Below are 17708 nucleotides of genomic sequence, written 5' to 3'. Positions count from 1 at the left end.
AGCGGGGAGAGATCGTCATCCCGGCGCGATCCAAGCCGGGAGTGGGGAGAGATCGTCATCCCGGCGTGATCCAAGCCGGGATCCAGGGGTTTTTAATACATCCCCTTTTTACGCTGGTCAGCGTAATAATGATGGTTTACTACTTTTCCAATTTGGGTGAAAAAAGCCCTTGGGTTGATGAGCCTTCCATTTTTCCCACTTGACAAAACCACCAGATGATATATACTAAGAATATATATAGAAAATATATATAAAGTATATATACGAGAATTTTTGTCTACTTACTCGACTCGCGAGGCTTGGTTCAGCCAGGCCTCATTCAGTGCCAGGATGTAAACCGGGCAGAGGTCGACGGCGTCTGCTCCCTGCCCCGTTCGTACTTGACGGCCGACGCCATGGCGGCGGCGATGCGGCAGATCCCAGAGGATCGGCTGGTGCAGGAACGTGCATCTGAAATCGGAAGCCGGATCCGCGCCGAGGGGAAGGAAGTTGGGTGCGCGGCGGGAAGGATCGAGGAAGCCATGACCAAGGACCGCTTATGCTGAAGTACGCTCTGCTGGGACTCCTGGCGCGCGATCCGAAGCACGGATACGACCTGAAGAACGGTCTGGAGCAAGCGCTTGGAGGCCATTGGGAAATCAACTTCGGCCAGATCTATTCCACGCTCGGGCGCATGGAGCGCGACAAGCTGGTGGAGGTGGCCGCCGAGGACCAAGACGGCCGCGGGAAAAAAACGTATCAGATCACGCTGGAAGGCCGCCAGGAATTCGCGGCCTGGATCGAGGCGCCGGTTGAAAAACCCCGCCAATTCCGAGACGAATTCTTCATCAAACTGGTCGTCGGGCGGCTGGCGGGAATTCCGGATCCCGCGGGCATCATCGACCGCCAGCGGCAGGCCTACCTGACCCAGCTGCGCGACCTGACGGCGATGGCGGCCCGCGCCGGAGACGCCGACATCGCCCTGATGATCGAGGGCGCGATCCTCCACCTGCAGGCCGACTTGCGCTGGCTGGATCTGTGCGACGAGCGGCTGGAACGCGGCGCAGCCGGGACGAGCGATACAAAACGGTCCGGTTCGGGAAAGGAATGATTTATGTTGCTTGACATTGCGGTGAAAACACTTTGGCGCAGGAGACTCCGCTCGTTCTTGACGGTCCTCGGCGTGGCGACGGCGGTCCAGCTGTACCTGATGATGACGGCGATCCTGAATTTTTACGACACCGACATCCAACAGCAGGTGGCCATGTTTGCCGGAAAAATCTTCGTCCAGCGGCCGGTGCTGTCGGCCGGGGCCGGCGAGGATTTCCCTTCGATGAACAGCGCGATTGCGGGCGACACGGCCGAATGGATCCTCGCCCTCGAGGGGGTCAACCGGGAAGAGAGTTCGGCGGTGCTGTTCATTCCGCTCCTGGCCGACATGCGGCCCAACATGCCGCCCGCCTACTTTGTCGTCGGCCTGGAGCCCGGGCGCGAGCGCGCGTTCCTCGGCAACCTGCGGGCGCAAACCGGCCGGGCCGTCTTGGGGGAGGCGCGCGGGGTCATCCTCGGATCGAGCGCCGCCCGGCACTACCGGCCCGCCGGGGGCGATGCCCCCGCCGCACCGGGGGATACCATCCGGGTCCTGGATTTAGAGTTCACGGTCCTCGGCGTGCTTGAAAGGGCTTCCTCGCTCTACAGCGGGGCGGTGATTCTGCCGCTGGACACGGTCCAGGAGCTGTTCCACCGCCCGCAGACCGTGTCTGCGGTGATCCTCACCCCGTTCCGGGTGGACGCCGTGGAAGGGATCCAGGACGCGATTCATGATGCGCACCCGGCCTTGAAAGCCTCGAACGCAAAGGACGTGGCCGACAACGCGCGGGCCATGATGTCGATGCAGCGTGCGTTTTTCAACCTGATCAACGGCTCGGCGATCCTTTCCACGGTGATGGTGGTGATGATCGTGGTGCTGATCGCGGTGATGGAACAACGCAGGGACATCGGCACCCTGCGGGCCATGGGCGCGCGCAAACGCCGGATCCTCGGGATGGTGGTGGGCGAATCGCTTTTGCTGACGACGGCCGGCGGGATCTTAGCCCTGCCGCTTTCCGCCCTTTCCAATCAGGTTTTTAGTTATGGATTGTTCTATGACCCGGCGCGGATGATCGGGTTGTGGCTGTCCGCCCTCGGCGTGTGCCTGCTGATCGGGATCCTGGCGGCGGCCCTTCCCGCCTGGCAGGCGGTGCGGGTGGATCCGCTCGCGGCAATGCAGATGGATTAAGGAAGACGCCGGCAAATCCGGTGGGAGGTGGCGATGTTGTGGGATGTGGCGTGGAAGAGTTTGTGGCGGCGGAAGCTGCGGTCCCTGATGGCCGTCCTGGGAGTCGCCTCCGCCGTGCAGTTGTACCTGATGGTGCACGGCGTGATGGGGACCTACACCAGCGGTATCGAAAACCAGGTTAACGCGTTTGCCGGAAAGATCCTGGTTCAGCAAGAGGTGGAGTCGAGCGGCGGGAGTGTGGACCCGACGTCCGCGGCCAGCAGCCTGACGGACGCGGCGGCCGCTGAACTCCTGGCGGTGGAGGGCATCGACCGCCGGGTCAGCTCGGCGCTGTTGTTCATCCCCATCGCCCGGTCGATCATGCCCTACACTCCGCCGGCCGTCGTCGCCGTCGGCATTGAACCGGGGCACGAGGAGGCCTACCTGACGGGGTTGGAGGCGGAGGCCGGCCGCCTGACCCTCGGCGGTCCGGAAGAGGTGATCCTCGGGCGGAGCGCTGCGGAGTACTACCGTTCGGCAAGCGGCGGCCGAAGCGTCGCCGTGGGCGATTCGGTGGACGTCGGCGGCCGAGCTTTCACCGTCGTCGGACTCCTCGGCGATGCGCCCCAATTGTTCGCCAACGCCGTCGTCATGCCGCTGGAAACGGCGCAAGCCCTCTTCGACCGCCGGGGGACGGTCTCGGCGGTGATTCTCACCGCCCGGACGGCGGAAGAAACGGGGGACGTCAAGTCCGCGATCCTCGACCGGTTTTCGGGCTTGTCGGTTTCCACCCAAGACGACATGCTGCGCAACGCCGAGGCCCTGCTGCAGGCGATGCGGGGCTTCATGCGGATCATCGAAACGTCGATCCTCGCCGTGGCCGTGGTGCTGGTGACGATCGTGATCGTCGTCTCGGTGATGGAGCTGCGGCGCGAGATCGGAACCCTGCGCGCGGTGGGGGCCCGCCGTTGGCGGATTTTGGCGATGGTGGCCGGGCAGTCCGTCGTCCTGAGCCTCCTCGGAACGTCGGCGGCTCTGCCGATCGCGATATTCCTGGTCCGCTGGGGGATGGAGGAATACCTCTCGAATTTTTCGGGGCTGTTCGCGGTGTGGGGTCAAACCGTGCTGATCGCCGTCAGCGTCGGCTTGGCGGCGTCGCTTCTGCCGGCCTGGCAGGCGGTGCGGGTGGATCCGCTTGAATCGCTGCGCTACGAATGACATCACACCTCACCTCTGTCCCTGCTCCCCTTGCCCCTCTCCGGCGATTGCCGCCGAGAGGGGCAAGGGGAGCAGGGGAAGGGGACGAGGAAGGAAAAGGAAGGCAACCATGCCTACGATTGTTGAAACGAAGAACGTCACCAGAACCTACGGAATGAACGGCGTCGCGGTGGAAGCCGTGCGGGGCATCGACCTGCAGGTGGAGGAGGGGGAATTCGTCGCCGTCGTCGGGCCGTCGGGCAGCGGCAAATCCAGCCTGCTGCATCTGATCGGCGCGATGGACCGGCCGAGCAGCGGAGAGGTGCTGTTCCGCGGGCGGCCGCTTTCCCGCATGGGCGACGGGGCGCGCACGGATCTGCGCGCCCGCGAGATCGGTTTTATCTTCCAGACCTTCAACCTCCTGCCGATGCTGAACACCTATGAGAACGTCGAGGTGGTCATGCGCTTCGGCGGCTTGAGACGGCGGGAGCGGACGGAGCGGACGAAGGCGCTCTTGGGGAGGGTCGGCCTGTCGGAGCGCATGCGGCACGTCCCGGCGCGGCTTTCGGGCGGCGAGCGCCAACGGGTGGCCGTGGCCCGGGCGCTCGCCAACCGGCCGGCGCTGGTGCTGGCGGACGAACCGACCGGCAATCTCGATTCCGCAAGCGGGACGGGCATTCTCGAATTGCTGCGTTCGGTGTGCGATGAGAACAAACAGACGGTGATCATGGTGACGCACGACTTCCGGGCCGCCTCCTACGCCGACCGCGTTCTGGTCCTGCGCGACGGCCGCATCCGCGGCGATGCGAACCTAAAGGGCGTGAAGGACACGCACAAGACGCTGAACCAGTTGCTGGAGTTGGAGCTGGAGTAACCAGGGCCTTTCCTACTCCCATAAACCGTTTCCTCTCCGCCTGTGAATGGCCCCCCTCTTCCCAGATCCGGGATGCGGGCTGGAGGGAAACGGGGAGGGTGCATGGAAAGGGACGTTCGCCGCATGTCAGGTTCGCCGGACCTGACAGGCGGCGAATAGGGACGCGGACCTGTCCGGTGCCTGCCACCGGACAGGTCCTTTTTCTCTCGTGATATGATTCCCCGCGCCTTGAGGGAGGCGCATGAATCCATCGATGTGGCTCCGCGCCCTGCAGGTGATCCCGAAGATCAGCCGCGCGGAATGGGACCGGCTGGATCCCGTCTCGCGCTGGCTGATCGCCGCGCGCGCGGCGGTGCTGGTCCTGACCTTCCTTTCCGCCGCGGTCGCCGGCTTGCTGGCCGCCCGCGACGGACTTTTCCGCTGGGGGGAGTGGCTGTTGGTGACGGTCGGACTGGTGATGGCCCATGCCGCCAACAACCTGCTCAACGACCTGATCGATTACGCGCGCGGGGTGGACGAAGCCAACTACTTCCGCACCCAATACGGTCCGCAAACGGTGCAGCAGGGGCTGCTCACGAAAAAGCAATTGCTGGGCTATGCCGCGTTCAGCGGCGCGGCGGCGGCCGCCTGCGGGCTGGCGCTGGCCGCGCTGCGCGGGTGGCCGGTAATCCTGCTGATGGCGGCCGGCGCCTTCTTCGTCGTGTTCTACACCTGGCCGCTGAAGTACATCGGCCTGGGCGAGCTTGCGGTCCTGCTCGTTTGGGGGCCACTGATGGTCGGCGGCGGCTATTACGCCGTGGCCGGACGGTGGGATTGGAACGCCGTGCTGGCCGGTCTGCCGTGCGCCCTCGGCGCCGTGACCGTGATCTTCGGCAAGCACCTGGACAAACGCGAAGCCGATAAAGCCAAGCGGATCCGAACCCTGCCGGTGCTGGTCGGGGACCGGGCGTCGCGGATCGGAGTCCGGCTTCTAACCGCCGCGCAATACGTCCTGGTGATCGCGCTGACGGCCGCCGGGTATTTTTCCTGGACGGTCCTCGCCGTGCTGCCGGCGTTCTACTTCAGCCTGCCGCTGTGGCGCATCTATTCCCGGCCGCGGCCGGCCGAGCCTCCGCCGGAGGCCGGCGAATTCTGGCCGATGTGGTTCGTCGCGGCCGCGTTCTACCACCATCGGGCCTTCGGCCTGCTGTTCCTCGCCGGATTGGTCCTCCAACTGGTTTGGCATTAGGCGGATCGGGTGCGCCGCGGGAGGTGAAGACGGATTTTTTCGAAGTCGTCCGGACCAGGAGATCGATCCGCCGTTTTGACGAGCGCGCGGTGGAGGAAGAAAAGCTGCACGCCGTCCTCGAGGCGGCCAACCGGGCTCCTTCGGCGGGCAATGTGCAGGCCTATGAAATCTACCTGGCGAAAACTCAAGCCGCGCGCGCGCGGTTGGCCAGCACCCTGCCGCAGATGGAATTCTTCTCCGAAGCTCCGGTGGTCCTGGCTTTCTGCGCCAATCCGGAGCGTGCGGTTCTGCGCTACAGCGACCGCGGCCGGACTCTGTATTCGGTCCAGGATGCGACGATCGCCTGCACCCACGCCATGCTGGCGGCGACGGCCCTCGGCTTGGCCGGCGTTTGGGTGGGCGCGTTTCAGGAGCAGGCCGTATCGGAGGCGCTCCATCTGCCGGCGTCGGTCCGCCCGGTGGCGCTCCTGCCGATCGGATACCCGGGCGAAAGCGCCGAGCCGCGGCCCCGCCGGACGCTGGATTCCATCGTCCATAACGTGCTTTGAGATTCGGCCGGCTGCCCCGCAAGGATCTCAAAAACGCGTTGCCGTTGTTCTTGTTTTTTTTTCCGTCATCCCGGCGCCCGCCCTCGCGCTCGCCCTCGCGCTTGCCCTCGCGCTTGCCCTCGCGAAGCGGGGGAAGCGGGGGAAGCGGGGGGACTCGAAGCCGGGACACGGTGAAATTCTGCGATTCGACCGCGCCCGGCGAGATTCGCCCCCGGCGGAAAATACGCCGAGGGCGGGCGCCGACGCGGCGGTCGCTGGTGGAAAAGCGTTGACACAAGACGCAAACCGTCCGGGTGCGCGCCGAAGCGCGCCGGCGGATCGGGCGGAGCGCTGAATCTATTCTTGGAGGATGATCCATGCGAGTGTGGAAAGCCGCGCTGATCGCGGGTTTGTTGCTTTCCGGATGCTTCGCCTGTTCCGCGGGCGGATCCGGCGAGGGCGTGTTGCGCTACGGATTGACCCTGGCGCCGACCGGAATCGATCCGCACGTGCATACTTCTTCGGAACTCGGCATCCCGCTCTCGTCGGTGTACGACACGCTGGTCTTCCGGGACGCCGAGGGCGGATTCGTCCCCGGATTGGCCGAGCGCTGGGAAGTCTCCGCGGACGGAAAGGCGTACACGTTTTTTCTGCGGCGGGACGTGCGCTTCCACGACGGCACCGCCTTCGACGCCCAAGCGGTGAAAACCAACCTGGAGAGGATTCTCGATCCGCACACCCAATCCCAAAAGGCGCGTTTCCTGATCGACAAAGTGAAGGCGGTCGTGCGGATCGACGAGTTCACCGTGCGCCTCGAGCTTGCGGAGCCGTTCGCTCCGCTCTTCGATTCCCTTTCGCAGGTTTACCTTGGGATGGCGTCCCCGGCCGCGCTGGAAAAATGGGGCGCCGATTATCAATTCCACCAGGTGGGAACCGGTCCCTTCCGGTTCGTGGAATACGCGGCCGGCGACCACCTGACGCTGGAGCGCAATCCGGATTATGCCTGGGCCCCCGCCGTCTACCGTAACGCCTCGGCTTCGCTCGAGCGGGTCGTCTTCCGGTTTTATACGGATCCCGCAGCCCGGGCTCCGGCTCTGCTATCCGGCGAGGCGGACGTGATGGGCGAGGTCCTGCCGCATGACGCCGCCGATCTGGAGCGGGAGGGGCGCTTCGCCGTCCACCCGGTGACGATTCCGGGCCAGCCGCTGCAGTTCTTCTTCAATCTGAGGCAAATCCCGACCGACGACCTGCTCGTCCGCCGGGCGCTGTTGGCCGCCGTCGATCGGGGCACGCTGGTGAGCACCGTGTTCGGCGCCCATTCGCATCTCGCCTTGGGGCCCCTGACCGCGGCGACCTGGGGCGCGGCGGCGGTTGTTCCGGCGGATGCGTTCGACCGAAACGCAGCCCAGGACCTGCTGACCCAAGCCGGTTGGGAGGATGCGGACGGAGACGGCTTCCGCGAAAAGGGCGGACAGCCGCTGCGTTTGAGGGTGGTCTATCCATCCTGGGGATTGACCCCGCAGACGGCCGAACTCCTGGAACTGCAATGGGCGGAAGTCGGCGCGGACGTGGAGTTGATCCAGGCGGCGTCGTTCTCCGCCCTCAAGGAAGCGCAATCCGGCGGTGCATACCATCTGATCTCGATCAACCTGGCCGGAACCGACCCGGATCTGCTGAGGTCCTTCTACCATTCCGGGGGCGCCTACAACTGGAGCGGCATCCGGAATCCGGAATTGGATTCCCTGTTGGACCGGGCGGTTCAATCCGCGGATTTCTTTGAGCGGTTGGAACTCTACCGGAAGGTCCAGGAAACGATCGCGCAGGAATGCGCGCTCCTCCCGATCCGGGATTACGTGAACCTCAACGTCGCCGCCGCCCGCGTGCAGGGCCTGCGCTTCTCGCCGCAAGGATGGTTCCCGATCCTGATCGACGTGGAGTTGGGATAGGATCTTATGCGGCCGTCGCCCCTGAGTGGCTTGTTAAGCAGGGTGGTGAAAAAGTCGTTAATCGGCGTCATTGCGAGCGTGTCCTCGCTTGCTCCCGTAAGGGAAGTCTTTCCTGCTTGCGCCGGGGAAAAAATCTGGATGCCCGCTTGGAGCACCCCCGGTGAAATGCACACCGAGGGCAGGCGCGGGCATGACGAGACTCTCCGGTCGCCCCTACGGCTTCCTGGCAGGGACAGGCTTGCTTTTTGCACCGAACGCCCACAAAATAGCAGTATTAATGTCCGGTTTATTCTGGGCTTGGAGGCCGGATATAAAATGAAGCAAACAACCGCCGGAAGGCTGACAGAGTCCGCCGGTTGAGCATTTCTGGATACTGTCGGAGGCCGGATTGACGGTGGATCAAGCGGAGGTCCTGGGAATAGGGTTTCTTCTCTTCTGGCTGGCGCTGGAAACCCTGTGGGACCTGGCAAAATCGACGATCCTCCCCGTCTGGCTGGTGCTTCCGCCCGTCGCCGCGGGCGTGCTGTATCAGGCCGTATTCGGTGAGTGGTATGTGGCGGCGGCGATGGCTGCGGCTCTGCTCCTGCACCTCTCGAACCGGCTGGTGGTCCGGGGGGCGGGGACCGTTTTGCTGCTTTCGGCATCCCTGGCGGCCGGCAATTTGGCTCTGGCGGCGGGGCTGGTGCTGTTTTGGGCGTTGTGGGAGATGAACATCGCGGGCGGGGCGGATTCGCTTGCGGCCTACGCCGCCCTGATGATCGCGCCGCGGTGGGAGATGTTCGGATTTCTGCTGGGGGGGATCTTCCTCTGGGCGGCGGGCACGATGATCGTAGTCTACCGCCATGAGCTCGTCGCGCGCTGGAAGCGCATGGCTTGGCGCGTGGTTCTGCGGAACCTGCCGAGCGAAGCCGAGCTGAACTCCGAAGGCCGTCCGACGATCGGCGGAATCTGGATCGGCGTTCTGCTGTTTGCGGTCTGGCGGGCGCTGGCCTGACGGACCGTTGCGGAAGGGAAGGATGCGGAGAGGCGGTTTTATGTTGAATTTTTTCCGGCGCAAAAAGGATCAGGCCGACCGGCTGATCATCCTGCTGGCGGCGAAGGATCCGGACCCCAAGCTGGTCGGCGTGCTGGCGGAGCGGCAGGAAGTGGTGATGCGCGAGACCTTCACCACCCGCGGCGTGATCCGCGGCCTGCCGGACGCCGACTTGGTCGTCCTGGGAGAAGTCATCCCGGTGTGGGATGTCGATCCCGCGCTGATGGAAAACACGCTCGAATGCACCCGCATCCCGGTCACCACCCCGGAGCAGATGCTCGCCCAGCCGGAGGAATGGATTTCCTCGGCCCGGCTGGCCAACCGCAAGAAGCTGCAGTACCTCCCGTCGCGGTTCGTGCTGGTGACGGGTTGGGCGGGCGGGGTGGGAAAATCCACCCTCGCCCTGGCGGTGGCCAAACGCTTCCGCGAGCGGAACCTGCCGACGGCCCTGCTCGAGGCCAACGCCGGGGGATCCTATCTGATCTCGCGCCTGGGCCCGCAGCTGCATTCGCTCTACGACGTGCTGACCGGGGAGGACACCGCGACCGAATGGGAAGGCATCAAACTGCATCCGATCGACCACCGCGCGTCGCAGGTCCTGGCCGAGGATCCGCGCCTGCCGAATTTCCTGGCCGGCCTGAAGAAGGGCTATACGCTGGTCGTCGTCGACGCCGCGCCGAGCCATCCCTTCTGGCCGTACCTGCTTGACCTGGCCACCACCGTCCTGGTGATCACCGCGCCGCGCGAGGAATCCCTTTATCAGGCGGAAACCCTGCTCAAGGAATTGGAGCCGGTGCGCGCCGCGCGGCCGGATCTCAAAGTGCATCTGATCATGAACATGGTCCGCTCGCTGGGCGAGCGGATCGGCATGTCGGGGATGGTCGGCGCCTCGATCCCCCACAGCGACCGGATGGCGAACCATCTCGATCCGCGGATCGCCGATCCGATTCTCAACCTGCTGTACCCGGGCTGGGCGACGGGCGCCAGCCCGAAGGCGCTGCGGAAACGGATCATCGCGCACAAAGAAAAAAAAGAGGCGGATCAATCGACTGAAAAGCCCGCGAAAAAATGAACAAACATGCGGCAAGCCGCACGGTATCACGGAGCGCAACCTCCAAGAACCGAACGGCAAGCCGCAGGGTATCCAGCGTCCCGCAAGAGCGGGATAACCTCCCGCACAGCCTGCCCCGCGCAGCGGAGGAAAGCCGCGGGGCATCGCGAAGCGCAATTCCCAAGAACTGCGCGGCGCGCCGTATGGCAATCCTCGTCCCATGCAAAAGGGATGGCGGCCGCCGGGCACGAAAGGAATCCATATGGCGCGCAGAATATTCGAAGCCGTCGTCGGGGTGGTCCTGCTGATCGTGGCGTTCGTCCTGGCGTTCATCTTCCAGGAATCCTACAAAGCCGGCGTCGAGTACCGCTCCCTGCCGGTGCCGGTCGCCGAGATCTCCCCCTACACCCTGCTGACCGACAGCATGTTCGAGATGAAGGATTTCCCCAGTGCGCTCATCGGCGGGTACGCCAACACGCTGGACCAGCTGGTCGGGAAGATGGCGAATTCCCGGATTCCGGCCGGCCTGCCGGTCCCGCTGGTGCTGGTCGACTCCCCGGAGGATTATCGTCTGGCCGATCCCTCGATGGAGGTTATCTCGATCCCCATCACTCCGCCTTCGGCGGTCGGCGGTCAGGTGATGGTGGGGGAGAAGGTGAACATCTACCGGATCATCCCGCCCGGCGAGCAGGTCATCCCGATCGGCTCGGACTCCCCGATCGACGAGCCGGTGACCCTGATCGTCGAGAACGTCCCGGTGGTGATGGTGCTGGGGGACGACGGCAGTCCGGCGGGGATGACCAGCACCGGACGCATGATACCGGCTCACGTTCTGATACTGGCGGTCACGCCCGAACAGCGCGACGCCCTGCTGAACCTGATGGCTGAAATCCGGGGCCATGCCGTGATGTGGGTGACGCTGGCTCCCATTCCGGAGTAAGGCATTGCGAGGGCATCGAGAGGCAGCATGCTGAAGGATGAAACGTTCGGCCTGCGGGAGATCGACCGCAAGGTGCTTCCCGAGGTTCAGGAGAATCTGGCCTACCGTAAAATCCGTCCGCCTGATTGGCGCGACGATTCACCCGAATCGCGCCAGAAATTCTTCGACGCCGTCCGCGGAATCCTGATCTCCGCCGTACCCCAGGCCGAGCTGAACGACATCGCCACCCGGCTGTGCGACGCCTTGACCGGGGTCGGAATCCTCCAGCCCTTCCTGCGGTTGGAGGGGGTGGAGGAAATCTACGTCCGCGGGGACAAGGTGGCGGTCGAGCGCAACGGCCGGCTGGAGCACCTGGGCGCGCTGGCTCCCGCCTCCTATTTCGAACAAATGATCCGCCGGGTGGCGGACGCCACCGGCAAACCCCTCAGCCCGCTGAACCTCACCCTGTTGGTGGATCTGCCGGGTGGGGAGCGATTCACGGCTCTGCTTCCGCCACTCAGCGACTCGCCGGTGGTGAACATCCGCTGTTTCGGCCGCAATATGCGCGGCTTGGAAGACCTGGAGCGGGTGGGAACCTTCAAGCGCCACCTGCCGCTGGTCAGCGGATCGCTGGAGGATATCCGCGACGCGGACCTGCGCCGCAAGGTGAAAGAGCAAACCTCCCCGATGGCGCGCTACCTGGCCTGGGTGATGGCGACCCTGGCCGGCAGCGTGGTCTTCGCCGGCCCGTTCAGCTCCGGCAAGACCACGATCTTCAACGCCCTCAGCGATTATTTCCCGGTCGGTGATCCGGTGGCGGTGCTGGAGACGTTCCGCGAGATCAAGATGCGGCCGGAGGCGTTTTCGATGCGGGCCATCGCCCCGGCCGAACTGCTTCCCGGCGACACCCGGCGGATCACGATGGACGAAGTGTTGAATATCGTCTACACCCGCGCCAACCCGCGGGCGATCATCCTCGGCGAGGTGGTTTCCCCGGGCGAGGCCCTGCAGTTCCTGCGGGCGGCCAACCTGGGGCGCAAAGCCTTCACCACCCTCCACGGCGGATCGGTGGGCGCCGCCCTGCGCCGCCTGGAGGACCTGGCGCTCTCGGCCCAGGAGGGATTGAACATGCGCGCCGTCCGCGAGATGGTGGTCAGCGGAATCGACCTGGTGGTGTTGATGTCGCAGGCGGCCAACCCCAAGGATCCGCGGGCGATCGACCGCTTCGTGGCCGAAATCACCCATTTGGAAGACATCGACGAGAACGGGAACTACGTCCTCCGGACGCTTTACCGGGGTGTGGAAGGGGCGGACGAGAGTCTTTTCGGCAAAGCCTGGAAGCAGATCGCGGGGGAAAACCTGGAGTCGGAATCATGAGGTACAGCCCGTACCTGATCCTGGCGGCGGGCGCCGCCGCCCTGGCGATCGGGTTCTTCCTCTTCGGCCACAGCCTGTCCCTCCTGCTGGAGGACATGGTTTTTGGGATTTGGGATTGGTTGATCCGCACCCTCCGGCCGCGCGCCCGCCGCCTGCAGGAAATCGCCAAGGAAGCCCGTTCCCCCAAGGCGGCCCAAACCCGGTACGGGAAAAATTTTCTGAGCATCACCTTGCTGGCCGTCCTCCGCTATCCGTTGCCGATCCTGGTCGCGACGGTCTTGGCGGTGTGGGTGTGGGATTGGATGCTCTCGCCGATCATCATCGTCGTCGGAGCGGTGGTCTCCTCGGCGTTGTTCGCCCGGATGAGCCGCCGGTTCTACAACCAGCTGACCGACGAGCTCGAGATGCTGATCCTGCAATTCGTCTCCCGTTACCCATTGCGGAATTCCGTCGCCACGGCCCTTTCCGAGGCCGCCGACCAATTGCCCAAGGGATTGTTGAAGGACGCGGCGGCCGGCACCGCCACGCGCCTGAAACTGCAGGACGTCGGGAACCCCTTCCGCGACCTGGTGGCCGTTCCGCATCCGGTCGCGCGCCGATTCGCCGGCGTGCTGATGCGCGCGGGATTCGCCTCGCCGGAGGTGTTTCTTGATCTGCTCTCCCAGCTCCGCAAAGACACCGAATCCCGCCGCGAACTGCAGCAGCGCGTTCGCCGGGATCTGACCCTGGAATCCGCGACGATCACCATCCTGCAGGTGGTGCTGATCCTCAGCCTGGTCGCCGTGGTGCTGATCCCCTCCTGGAGGGTCTACTACACCGGGACGATCGGCAACCGGGTGGTGTACATGCTCCTGGTGGGGATGGGGATCATCGGCACGGTGATCGGGGAAAACGAAGTCCGCTACCTGGAGGAAGCCTGATGTCGATCCGGGTTTTCTCCTGGCTGTTGTTCATCTTCATGGGCGTCGGGCTTTCCCTGATCCTGTTCAGCGCCTTCCACTTGCTGCTGGAGGTTTTCCATTGGCTGCGGAAGCCCCAGGGGATCCTCAGCCGCGCCTCGGCGATGGCGGCGCGGGCGGAGGCCGCGCGCAAGCCCGGATTTTGGATGGATGTGGAATTTCCCTGGCTGACGGCCTACCTGATCACCGCCCCGGCCGTGGTTATGCTGTGGTTCGCGCTGGAGGGGATGTCGTTCCAGCCGGCGGCCTTCGGGGTGCTGTTGTTCCCGGTCCTCGTCCGGCGCTGGGTTCTGCGGCAGAAAAGGCGCGAAGCCGGAAACGAGATTCGGCAGTTCCTGGTGGAACTGCGCCTGCAACTCTCTTCGGGCGGGACCCTGCGTCCGGCGCTTCAGGCGGTGGCGCAGTACGGCCCGCCCAACCTGGGCCGCCTTCTGCGGCGGAGGCTGTCGAGCCAGGAGAACGGGGTCCAGGTCCTGCGGCACATCGCCGACGACACCGGCAGCCGCTGGATCTCGGACGTCGCCGGCCGGGCGGAAGCCGCCCGCGACGGGATGCTCAACCTCGACGAGGCCGTGTCGCAGTCGATCTCGCGCGTCACCGACGAGATGGACACCGAGATCCGCGAGGAACTTCAGCGGATCCCCACCCGCTTGGTGGTGGTCGTCGCCCCGCTGATCCTCGGACCGGCGCTGGCCGCCTGGGTTCTGCCGGTGGTGGCCCGGACGATCGCCAGCTTGGAGGGGGTGACCTTTTTTGGTAGTTTTTAAGCCCGAAAAAAGGCTATTCTTCAGGTTTTATACGGAGAGTTTACTTTCCTACAGAAATTTCCTGCTACGATGGGCCCAATCGGGAAGGAAACTAGGAAAAAAGCAGCATTCATGATTGCGCCGGAAGCGATCCGGTGATAGAAAGGAGACAAAGCCATGTTCACGAGAAAGCAGAGAGGTGCCAGCCTGGTGGAATGGATCGTGGTGGTGGTCGTCGTCGTGGCCGTGCTCGGCGCGGCGGCGATGGGCATCGCCGCAACCACCAGCAATCGAGCGGGCGCGGTCGAAGGCTGGATCGGCAACCTTAACGTCGGCCCGTAAATAGCGGTCCGGCGGATGCCCATCCGTTTGCGATAAAGCGCAGGTGGGTCTCCATAGGGAAAAGCCCTTATGTCGGATGGGTGGCCGCCGCAAGCGGGAGGGCCATCCATCCGATTGAGGATTCCGGGGTAGGAAAGAGCGGACATGCTTGCGGACCGCAGAGGGGCCGATCTGGTGGAATGGATCGTCGGGGTCGTGATCGTCCTCGGCGTCGTCGGCGTTTCGGTCTATGCGCTGTTCCAAACATTGGCCTCGAGTTTCAACAACCTCAACAACTCCATCAATCCGCCGTAGAATGAAACGGCGTTTTGAAGTTGCGCGGAAAGGAATGGCCCGATGATCCGCAGGTCGCGCGGAGCAAGCATGGTCGAATACGTCGTCCTGGCCGTCCTGTTGGTCGGGCTGGTTGGAGCGGCTTTGCTCGCGGTCCAGGGATCCATTAAGAATAATATTCAAGAAACCTACACCCAGATGAACGATCCGGAATGGTGAGTTTGAGGGAACGGCATGGCAAGTAGGGCCGGCTTCCAAGAATGCAAAACCGGGTTCCGGAAAAGCCGGGGCCGGTTTCCCTTTTCGGAGGCGCGTCTCCGCCGGAATCAACAGTTCCTCCGCGGCCAGGCGACCCTGGAGATTTTGGTCGTTCTTCTCATCCTGATTCCCCTCATTTTCGGAGCCATCGAACTCTCGCGGGCCGTCACGGTCAAGGCGGCGCTGGATTCGGGCGTGGCGACCGCCGCTCGGCTGTTGGCGCTCGACCCCGACGATTGGGGCCGCGCGGCGAACGTGGTCTCCACGACCGTCGCCCACAACGTCTTCGGGGAAGCCGGACTGGGCACGGTGAATTTCGGGGCTGTGGATTCGGCGGGCATCCCGCTGACCCAATCCGAATTTTCGGCGCTGACTTACGGCGACTTATTCTGCGTGCGGGGGTGGGTGGATTACAATGCCTGGGTGCCGTTGATCCCGCTCGGCACGATCACCATCCGGGTCGAGCATTGCGGGGTGGTGGAGGAGGTGGATTAGGATGATCCGGCCGGCTCGGCTTCCGGAATGGCGTTTCCCCCGCTTCGCACGCCGCCGGGCGTACCGCGGGCAGATCCTGATCCTGGCCGTGGTCATCATCCTGCTGTTCTTTTTCGCGGCGGTGGCGATGGTCGACGTCTACCACGTCGAGGAGGCGCGGATGTGGGGCAACCGGGCGGCCCAGCTGGCGGCGATGGCCGGCGTATCGGGCGATTACCCGGCTTTGCCCTCTTCCAAATGGACGATCTACCAGCCGACCACGACACCGATGCTGATCACGCCCACCCCCGGCGGAGTCGGCTGCATGGATCCGGTGCGGGTCGAATTGGATCCTTCGCTGGCGTACGCCGACGCGGAAAACATGCTGGTCATGGAGATGGAGGGCGTCCGCGGATTCGCCCCCGGAGAGTATTATTACGAAATCCGGGTGCTGCCGAGTTACAACGGCGGGACAACCGTCAATTGGCCTCCGGCGGAGGTCATCCGGCTGGGCGGCTCGGGCGATTGGAGCACGGTCTATCCGGCGGTGGGGGTCTATTTGCGGTTCGAAGTCGCCACGTTCATGAGTTCGATCGTCGGCCAGGATTCGATCACGCTGCACGTGTTCGGCGCGGCGGAGGTCGCCCAGCCGGCGGTGTGCCCGTAGCGGGCGGAAGGACGGATCGGCGATGAACGGAGAATCGAAGGTCCGCTCGAAGAATGAAAACCCCCGCGGGGCCGGGCTGTGGGTGCCGGCGGGCGCCGCGCTGTTCGGGATGGTGTGCGCCTTCCTGGCGGCGCCGGGGGTCGCCTTTCCGGCGCGAGCCCAGGGTTCGACCCCGACCTACACCCCGCCGACGCCGTACCAATGCATGTACGTCCAGTACGCCTACGTGACGGAATCGGAGGTCGTAGTCGGCGTCAACAACAACACTTCCTCCACGACTCGCCTGCGGTCGGCGGCGCTCACTTGGCCGTCGGCGCTGGGGGGAAGCGGCGGCGATTACGTGGATTGGTTCCGCTGGAAAGGGAACCAGTTTTACAACGGCAACGACTCCTCCCCGCCCACCAGCGCCAATGTGCCCAACAACGCCACATACCAAATCGTGCCTGGAGAAACCGGCGAATTTCTGGCGAGGTTCGGGCCGGATCCGCTGAACCGGCCCTTGTATGGAAGCTTCACCATCACCCTACGGTTCCGCAATAATTGCACCGTCTCCATTACGGTGACGCGGGCTTCGGATTGTCCGATCATCACCGCTTCCAGTTACAGCAGGCCCAATGTAAATTACACCGTCTATAATTCAACCGCAAGCGCATTCTATCTCACGAGTGCGGATTATGATTGGCCCGATGCTCCGAACCGATATATCAATAACCTGCTTTGGGCCGGCAGTGCCTTCTACACGCCGAACACCTATGATCCGCCCATCCTCAACGCCGTCGACTCGACCCCGAACACGCTCAATCCTTTTGCTGCGACCACCTTCAGGGCCAATTTCGGCAATCCCGGAACCATGGTCGGAGGCTATACGGCGACGCTGCGCTTCAGCAACGGATGCGCCATCACCTACACCCACTGGATCGGGATGACGCCCACTCCAACCGTCGCGGCCACCCCGACGGAGACGGCCACTCCGGTTCCGCTTCAGGGAGTGGCTTCCGTGGCATACTCGGCGATTCTCCTTAATGCGCCGGATTTCGGACTGCCGGCCCAGACGATCCGCGGCAGAGTCCTCGGCGGAGGCGGCGACCCGTACACGGTGTTGATCCGGATCGAAGACCCCGACGGCAACGTCGCCACCTACGGCCAGAACGTGGAGCTGGACGGCACGTTCGAACTGCTCGCAGCGGAGACGGGCGACACCTACTTCGGCTGCGGCAAAGAGGGAATCTGGGAAGCCTGGTATGAAGTGACCGACGCCCTCGGCGGCTCCGCCGAGAGCAACCATGTCACCTGGGCGGTGAATTTCCCGCGCGCCCACGGCGTGCCGTAGCCCCCTCCCTACCTCCCCCATTAGCGGGGCTAATGGGGGAGGCTTGGTTAAATTCCTGGGTTTGTCTCAAAACAGCATTAGGTTATCTCCGGATCGTCATGCCCGCGCCCGCCCTCGCGCCTGCCCTCGGCATGCTCTATGCCGGGGGAAGCGGGGGTGTTCGTAGCGGGCATCCAGCCATGGGAACCCTGGATTCCCGCTAAACCCACCCCCGGCGAAGAACGCGCCGAGGGCCGGCGCGGGAATGACGGACTATCTCCGGCTGGGAATT

General features: G+C 64.3%; 20 protein-coding genes. All 20 read left to right on the top strand.

Annotation, left to right across the window (positions count from 1 at the left end; all coding sequences use genetic code 11):
• Positions 1–203: hypothetical protein (locus JW929_14265; GenBank protein ID MBN1440568.1), on the top strand; the 203-nt coding region annotated here is incomplete at its 5' end.
• A 335-nt stretch (positions 204–538) separates the two neighbouring features.
• The gene (locus JW929_14260) at positions 539–1090 is read left to right on the top strand and encodes a PadR family transcriptional regulator (GenBank protein MBN1440567.1); all 552 of its coding nucleotides are present in this window, start codon (positions 539–541) and stop codon (positions 1088–1090) included.
• Between the two features lie 3 nt (positions 1091–1093).
• Positions 1094–2257, top strand: a complete 1164-nt coding sequence (locus JW929_14255) for an ABC transporter permease (protein MBN1440566.1) — start codon at positions 1094–1096, stop codon at positions 2255–2257.
• Between the two features lie 33 nt (positions 2258–2290).
• A complete protein-coding gene (locus JW929_14250) occupies positions 2291–3454 on the top strand; it encodes an ABC transporter permease (GenBank protein MBN1440565.1) in 1164 nt (387 codons plus the stop codon).
• Positions 3455–3563: 109 nt separating this feature from the next.
• A complete protein-coding gene (locus JW929_14245; GenBank protein ID MBN1440564.1) occupies positions 3564–4307 on the top strand; it encodes an ABC transporter ATP-binding protein in 744 nt (247 codons plus the stop codon).
• Between the two features lie 241 nt (positions 4308–4548).
• Positions 4549–5535 carry a prenyltransferase gene (locus tag JW929_14240; GenBank protein ID MBN1440563.1) on the top strand — a complete coding sequence of 329 codons (987 nt, stop codon included), beginning with the start codon at positions 4549–4551 and terminating at the stop codon, positions 5533–5535.
• A gap of 23 nt (positions 5536–5558) precedes the next feature.
• On the top strand, positions 5559–6083 hold the full coding sequence (locus tag JW929_14235) for a nitroreductase family protein (protein MBN1440562.1): 525 nt from the start codon (positions 5559–5561) through the stop codon (positions 6081–6083).
• Between the two features lie 356 nt (positions 6084–6439).
• On the top strand, positions 6440–8008 hold the full coding sequence (locus JW929_14230) for a hypothetical protein (protein MBN1440561.1): 1569 nt from the start codon (positions 6440–6442) through the stop codon (positions 8006–8008).
• A gap of 388 nt (positions 8009–8396) precedes the next feature.
• The gene (locus tag JW929_14225) at positions 8397–9002 is read left to right on the top strand and encodes a hypothetical protein (GenBank protein ID MBN1440560.1); all 606 of its coding nucleotides are present in this window, start codon (positions 8397–8399) and stop codon (positions 9000–9002) included.
• Positions 9003–9042: 40 nt separating this feature from the next.
• Positions 9043–10113, top strand: coding sequence for a hypothetical protein (locus tag JW929_14220; protein ID MBN1440559.1), 1071 nt, complete (start codon positions 9043–9045; stop codon positions 10111–10113).
• A gap of 241 nt (positions 10114–10354) precedes the next feature.
• Complete coding sequence (locus JW929_14215; GenBank protein MBN1440558.1) at positions 10355–11032, top strand: hypothetical protein; 678 nt, start codon at positions 10355–10357, stop codon at positions 11030–11032.
• 27 nt (positions 11033–11059) lie between these two features.
• Positions 11060–12388, top strand: a complete 1329-nt coding sequence (locus JW929_14210; protein ID MBN1440557.1) for a CpaF family protein — start codon at positions 11060–11062, stop codon at positions 12386–12388.
• The gene (locus JW929_14205) at positions 12385–13308 is read left to right on the top strand and encodes a hypothetical protein (GenBank protein ID MBN1440556.1); all 924 of its coding nucleotides are present in this window, start codon (positions 12385–12387) and stop codon (positions 13306–13308) included. Before JW929_14210 ends, JW929_14205 begins: the two co-directional genes overlap by 4 nt.
• Positions 13308–14114 carry a type II secretion system F family protein gene (locus JW929_14200; protein MBN1440555.1) on the top strand — a complete coding sequence of 269 codons (807 nt, stop codon included), beginning with the start codon at positions 13308–13310 and terminating at the stop codon, positions 14112–14114. Before JW929_14205 ends, JW929_14200 begins: the two co-directional genes overlap by 1 nt.
• A 156-nt stretch (positions 14115–14270) precedes the next feature.
• On the top strand, positions 14271–14435 hold the full coding sequence (locus JW929_14195; GenBank protein MBN1440554.1) for a prepilin-type N-terminal cleavage/methylation domain-containing protein: 165 nt from the start codon (positions 14271–14273) through the stop codon (positions 14433–14435).
• A 144-nt stretch (positions 14436–14579) separates the two neighbouring features.
• Positions 14580–14729: a hypothetical protein gene (locus JW929_14190; GenBank protein MBN1440553.1), complete on the top strand. Its 150-nt coding sequence runs from the start codon at positions 14580–14582 to the stop codon at positions 14727–14729.
• A gap of 42 nt (positions 14730–14771) precedes the next feature.
• Complete coding sequence (locus JW929_14185) at positions 14772–14927, top strand: hypothetical protein (protein ID MBN1440552.1); 156 nt, start codon at positions 14772–14774, stop codon at positions 14925–14927.
• Between the two features lie 144 nt (positions 14928–15071).
• On the top strand, positions 15072–15461 hold the full coding sequence (locus JW929_14180) for a hypothetical protein (GenBank protein ID MBN1440551.1): 390 nt from the start codon (positions 15072–15074) through the stop codon (positions 15459–15461).
• Position 15462: 1 nt separating this feature from the next.
• Entirely contained in the window at positions 15463–16107 is a 645-nt protein-coding gene (locus JW929_14175) for a hypothetical protein (GenBank protein MBN1440550.1), read from the top strand.
• Positions 16108–16129: 22 nt separating this feature from the next.
• A complete protein-coding gene (locus tag JW929_14170) occupies positions 16130–17437 on the top strand; it encodes a hypothetical protein (protein MBN1440549.1) in 1308 nt (435 codons plus the stop codon).
• The last annotated feature ends 271 nt before the right edge of the window (positions 17438–17708 follow it).

This window comes from Anaerolineales bacterium (assembly GCA_016928575.1).
In the GTDB taxonomy this organism is placed as follows: domain Bacteria; phylum Chloroflexota; class Anaerolineae; order Anaerolineales; family RBG-16-64-43; genus JAFGKK01.
Note: the sequence above shows the minus strand (reverse complement) of the source record. Positions and strands in the feature narration are given on the sequence as shown.

Bases quoted from the DNA above. Each gene is read 5' to 3' on its own strand.
- JW929_14210 (MBN1440557.1), top strand. From the start codon at position 11,060: ATGCTGAAGGATGAAACGTTCGGCCTGCGGGAGATCGACCGCAAGGTG.
- JW929_14255 (MBN1440566.1), top strand. From the start codon at position 1,094: ATGTTGCTTGACATTGCGGTGAAAACACTTTGGCGCAGGAGACTCCGC.
- JW929_14250 (MBN1440565.1), top strand. From the start codon at position 2,291: ATGTTGTGGGATGTGGCGTGGAAGAGTTTGTGGCGGCGGAAGCTGCGG.
- JW929_14205 (MBN1440556.1), top strand. From the start codon at position 12,385: ATGAGGTACAGCCCGTACCTGATCCTGGCGGCGGGCGCCGCCGCCCTG.
- JW929_14215 (MBN1440558.1), top strand. From the start codon at position 10,355: ATGGCGCGCAGAATATTCGAAGCCGTCGTCGGGGTGGTCCTGCTGATC.
- JW929_14195 (MBN1440554.1), top strand. From the start codon at position 14,271: ATGTTCACGAGAAAGCAGAGAGGTGCCAGCCTGGTGGAATGGATCGTG.
- JW929_14200 (MBN1440555.1), top strand. From the start codon at position 13,308: ATGTCGATCCGGGTTTTCTCCTGGCTGTTGTTCATCTTCATGGGCGTC.
- JW929_14175 (MBN1440550.1), top strand. From the start codon at position 15,463: ATGATCCGGCCGGCTCGGCTTCCGGAATGGCGTTTCCCCCGCTTCGCA.
- JW929_14245 (MBN1440564.1), top strand. From the start codon at position 3,564: ATGCCTACGATTGTTGAAACGAAGAACGTCACCAGAACCTACGGAATG.
- JW929_14230 (MBN1440561.1), top strand. From the start codon at position 6,440: ATGCGAGTGTGGAAAGCCGCGCTGATCGCGGGTTTGTTGCTTTCCGGA.
- JW929_14185 (MBN1440552.1), top strand. From the start codon at position 14,772: ATGATCCGCAGGTCGCGCGGAGCAAGCATGGTCGAATACGTCGTCCTG.
- JW929_14190 (MBN1440553.1), top strand. From the start codon at position 14,580: ATGCTTGCGGACCGCAGAGGGGCCGATCTGGTGGAATGGATCGTCGGG.
- JW929_14260 (MBN1440567.1), top strand. From the start codon at position 539: ATGCTGAAGTACGCTCTGCTGGGACTCCTGGCGCGCGATCCGAAGCAC.
- JW929_14170 (MBN1440549.1), top strand. From the start codon at position 16,130: ATGAACGGAGAATCGAAGGTCCGCTCGAAGAATGAAAACCCCCGCGGG.
- JW929_14240 (MBN1440563.1), top strand. From the start codon at position 4,549: ATGAATCCATCGATGTGGCTCCGCGCCCTGCAGGTGATCCCGAAGATC.
- JW929_14220 (MBN1440559.1), top strand. From the start codon at position 9,043: ATGTTGAATTTTTTCCGGCGCAAAAAGGATCAGGCCGACCGGCTGATC.